The organism is Mycobacterium sp. TH-M25 (assembly GCF_057473665.1).
Genome location: NZ_JBYCLA010000600.1, coordinates 1 through 4,825, shown reverse-complemented (window position 1 = coordinate 4,825; position 4,825 = coordinate 1). Strand labels below are relative to the sequence as shown.

The following is a 4,825-nucleotide window of genomic DNA, read 5'->3' as shown; positions in this document are numbered from 1 at the left end:
GTCGAGTCGGTCGGCATGCACGTCGACCGCGCCGACACCGCCGACGCGCATCTGCGCCGCGCAACGCTCTGGCAGCGCCACCGGCGCGGGCCGGCCGCGGCCATCGAGCGCGCCTGCGGCGCCGACATCGTGCGGGGCTCGCTGCGGCTGTGGGCCAGGGCCGGAGGAGTGGTGTGAGCGGCAAGAAGGGTGCCCACCCCAGCGACCCCGTTGCCGAGGTGGACGCGATGGTGGCCGAGATCGGGCCCGAGCTCGCCACGCCGGCCCTCGAGCGCCTCGACGTCGTGCTGGTGACCGGGCCGTGGCTGGCCGGGGTGACCGGCGTGGTCGCCGCGCTGAGCGAGCGGCTGCCCGAGCAGAAGTTCGTGGAATCCACGGAGCTGCAGGCCGGCGAAGCCCCGACGGCGGTGGTGTTCGTCGTCTCGGCCGCGGCGTTGCTGACCGAATCCGACTGCGTGCTGCTCGATACGGCGACCGCGCAGACCGACCTGGTGATCGGCGCGGTGTCCAAGATCGACGTGCACCAGAACTGGGAAGAAATGCTGGCCGGCAACCGCGAGGTGCTGGCATCGCACGCGCCGCGCTACGCGGACGTGGGATGGGTCGGGGTCGCGGCCGCGCCCGAGGACGGTGAGCCGCGCATCGACGACCTCGCCGCGGCGGTGTCCCACCACCTGGCCGACGTTCAGCTGGCTCGACGAAACAGGTTGCGCGCCTGGCAATTTCGGCTGCAGACTACCGCCGACCGGTACGACCGCGACGCGGACGGGGCCGGGCGACGCGCTCGGGTGCAGACGTTGCGCGAACAGCGCAGCGAGATCCTGCGGCAGCGCCGGGCGTCCAAGTCCGAGCGGACGATCGCGCTACGCAGCCAGACCCAGCAGGCCCGCACGCAGCTGTCCTACTTCGCCCGCAATCGCTGCGCCTCGGTGCGATCGGAGCTGCAGGAGGACGCCGCGAGCCGGGGTCGGGGCGCGCTGGCGGAGTTCGAGGCCGAGGCAAAAGCCCGCCTCGCCGAAGTCATCACCGAAGTCGACGATGGCACCACCACGCATCTGGCCGAGATGGCGCAGAGCCTGGGGTTGTCGGTCCATCCGCCCCCGTCGGCCCCGCTGCCGGAAGTCGACCTTTCGCCGCCACCGCTGAAGTCGCGCGTGCTGGAGAGTCGGCTGATGATGCTGCTGGGCGCCGGCTTCGGCTTGGGTGTGGCGCTGACCCTGAGCCGGTTGCTGGCCGACCTTTCGCCCGGGCTCACGATCGCCGGTGCTGTCGCGTGCGCGGCGCTCGGGCTCGCGCTCACGGTCTGGGTGGTCGGGATCCGCGGCCTGCTTCGCGACCGGGCTTTGCTCGACCGGTGGGCCGGCGAAGCCGCCGCGCTGGCTCAATCCGCGGCGGAGCAACTCGTGGCGACGCGGGTGCTGGCCGCCGAGTCGTCGCTGACCGCCGCTCTCAGCGAGCATGACGAGGGCGAGAGTACCCGGGTGGCCGAGCAGGTCAGTGCCATCGACACCGAGCTGCGCGAGCACTCCGTCGTCGCAGCGCGGGCCGCGGCACTGCGCGGCAAGGAGATGCCGACGCTGCGGGCGGCGCTCGAGGCGGTGCGGAGCGAACTCGGCGAGCCCGAGCCCCCAGAAGCCGACCCGGAAGCCGACTCGGAGACCGAGTACGACGGCGACGATGCCCAGATTGGCGAAAGCCCGCAGGCCGGCACCGCCGATACCGTGATCTGAATCATTCCTGTGAGTGAGCCGATATGCGCCCGGCTTTTTCTGGGTATTCAGTTCGCGATAACCTGTGTGCAGGCCGCCACACATTAGCCGCGCACTACGCAAAAGCGACTGCAGGAGATTTAGATGACTTCAGCGACCATTCCCGGTCTGGATACTGCCCCGACGAACCATCAGGGCCTGCTGTCCTGGGTTGAGGAGGTCGCCGAGCTGACCCAGCCGGACCGCGTGGTCTTCGCGGACGGCTCCGACGAGGAGTACCAGCGGCTGGCCGACCAACTCGTCGAGGCGGGCACCTTCACCAAACTCAACGAGAAGAAGCACCAGAACTCCTACCTGGCGCTGTCGGACCCGTCCGACGTCGCGCGGGTCGAGTCGCGGACGTTCATCTGCTCGGAGCGCGAGGCCGACGCCGGCCCGACCAACAACTGGAAGCCGCCGGCCGAGATGCGGGCCACCATGACCGAGCTGTACCGCGGCTGTATGCGCGGACGCACGATGTGGGTCGTTCCGTTCTGCATGGGCCCACTCGGCGCCGAGGACCCCAAGCTCGGCGTGGAGATCACCGACTCCGAATACGTCGTCGCCTCGATGAAGGTAATGACCCGAATGGGCAAGGCTGCGCTGGACAAGCTGGGCGACGACGGTTTTTTCGTCAAGGCATTGCACTCGATCGGCGCTCCGCTGGAGCCCGGACAAAAAGACGTGCCGTGGCCCTGCAACGACACCAAGTACATCACGCAGTTTCCGGAGACCCGGGAAATCTGGAGCTTCGGATCCGGCTACGGCGGAAACGCGTTGCTGGGCAAGAAGTGCTATTCGCTGCGGATCGCGTCGGCGATGGCCCGCGACGAGGGCTGGCTGGCCGAGCACATGCTGATCCTCAAGCTGATTTCCCCGGAAAACAAGGCGTATTACTTCGCCGCCGCGTTCCCGTCGGCCTGCGGCAAGACCAACCTCGCGATGCTGCAGCCCACCATCCCGGGCTGGCGGGCCGAGACCCTTGGTGACGACATCGCCTGGATGCGGTTCGGCAAGGACGGCCGCCTCTACGCGGTCAACCCCGAGTTCGGTTTTTTCGGGGTCGCGCCGGGCACCAACTGGAAGTCCAACCCCAACGCCATGAGGACCATCGAGGGCGGTAACACCGTCTTCACCAACGTCGCGCTGACCGATGACGGTGACGTGTGGTGGGAGGGTCTGGAGGGCGAGCCGGATCACCTGATCGACTGGAAGGGCAACCAGTGGTACGCCCGCGAGACGGAAACCACCGCTGCTCATCCGAACTCGCGCTACTGCACCCCGATGTCGCAGTGCCCGATCCTGGCGCCGGAGTGGGACGACCCGCAGGGCGTGCCGATCTCGGGCATCCTGTTCGGCGCCCGCCGCAAGACCACGGTGCCGCTGGTGACCGAGGCCCGCGACTGGCAGCACGGTGTGTTCATGGGCGCCACCATGGGTAGCGAGCAGACCGCTGCGGCCGAGGGCAAGGTCGGTGTCGTCCGCCGCGACCCGATGGCCATGCTGCCGTTCCTGGGCTACCACGTCGCCGACTACTTCCAGCACTGGATCGACCTCGGTAAGAACTCCGATGAGTCGAAGCTGCCGAAGGTGTTCTTCGTCAATTGGTTCCGCCGCGGCGACAAGGGAGAGTTCCTGTGGCCGGGCTTCGGTGAGAACAGCCGGGTGCTGAAGTGGATCGTCGAGCGTATCGAGCACCAGGCCGGCGGCCGGGAGACGCCGATCGGCGTGGTCCCCGCCACGGCTGACCTCGACCTGAGCGGACTGGACGTCAACCCCGCCGATGTCGAGAAGGCGCTGGCGGTCCACGCCGACGAGTGGCGCCAGGAATTGCCGCTGATCGAGGAGTGGTTCGAGTTCGTCGGCGACAAACTGCCGACCGGCGTCCGGGACGAGTTCGCAGCGCTCAAGCAGCGCCTCACCGAGTCCGACTAGGCTGCCGCCGCTGCGCTAGCAGGGTTGCCGCATCCGAGATATCGACCAGCCTAACTCTCAGATGCGGCCCTGCTGAGCAGCAAATTTCACCAGCATCCCCGATCGATTCGGTAGCCAGGCTATGTTGCTGGATGGATGGTGGGCGGGTAGCTTGGCGGCGTGACAACAACCGCGGGGGCTGTAACGGCGTCTGCGGTCCGGCCGCGGACTGTGTTCCGTTCGCTGACGATCGTCGGCACGGGCATCGCCCCCGCCCTGGTGCTGCGCGTTCGCGGCCTGCAACTCGATCCCGTCCTCGGCCTGATCGTCTACGGGGCCGCGGTGATAGGTGCCAGCTTCGTGCTGGCATGGGCCGCCGAAGCGGCACAGGTCGATGTTTCCGGCGGCTTGGCTGTCGCTGTGCTGGCCGTGATCGCGGTGCTTCCCGAGTACGCCGTCGACCTTTACTACGCCTACACCGCAGGCCACGTGCCCGCGTACACCCAGTATGCGGTCGCGAACATGACCGGGTCGAACCGGCTGCTGATGGGTCTCGGGTGGCCGGTGGTCGTCTTGGTCAGCGTGCTGGTGGCCCGCCGAGCTTCCGGGCGCACGCCCGACGGGCTGCGGCTGGAGACCAGTAACCGGGTGGAAATCGGCTTTTTGATGTTCGCCGGCGTGGCGGCGTTCGTCATTCCCGCCGCCGGCCGCATCCACATCGCGTTCGGGGTGGCGCTGCTGGCCTGGTTCGGTTTCTACCTGTACAAGCTGAGCCGTGGCGATGTCGAGGAACCCGAGCTCATCGGCACCGCCGCGGCGCTGGGCGCACTGTCGGATCGAGTACGCCGCCTGACGGTGGCAGCGCTGTTCCTGTTGGCGGCGGCTGTCATTGTGACATGTGCGAAACCGTTCGCCGACAACCTGATCGGCACCGGAACCAAGCTGGGCATCGACCGCTTCCTGCTGGTGCAGTGGCTGGCCCCGCTCGCGTCAGAGGCGCCGGAGTTCATCATCGCGACGATCTTCGCCTCGCGCGGCAAAGGTGACGTGGCGATCGCGACGCTGATCTCGGCGAAGGTCTACCAGTGGACGGTGCTGGTCGGCTCGCTGCCGGCGGCGTACATGCTGGGCGGCGGCGGCGCCGCACTGCATCTCGACAATCG

The 4,825-nt window shown here is 68.1% G+C and carries 3 protein-coding genes; all 3 read left to right on the top strand.

Annotated features, from left to right (window positions below):
- Positions 1–227 precede the first annotated feature (227 nt).
- Entirely contained in the window at positions 228–1,730 is a 1,503-nt protein-coding gene (locus AC2VOU_RS19990; RefSeq protein ID WP_486958925.1) for a hypothetical protein, read from the top strand.
- Positions 1,731–1,853: 123 nt separating this feature from the next.
- A complete protein-coding gene (locus AC2VOU_RS19985; RefSeq protein ID WP_486958924.1) occupies positions 1,854–3,683 on the top strand; it encodes a phosphoenolpyruvate carboxykinase (GTP) in 1,830 nt (609 codons plus the stop codon).
- Between the two features lie 159 nt (positions 3,684–3,842).
- Positions 3,843–4,825, top strand: a 983-nt coding sequence (locus tag AC2VOU_RS19980) for a sodium:proton exchanger (protein ID WP_486958923.1), incomplete at its 3' end; no start/stop codon positions are given.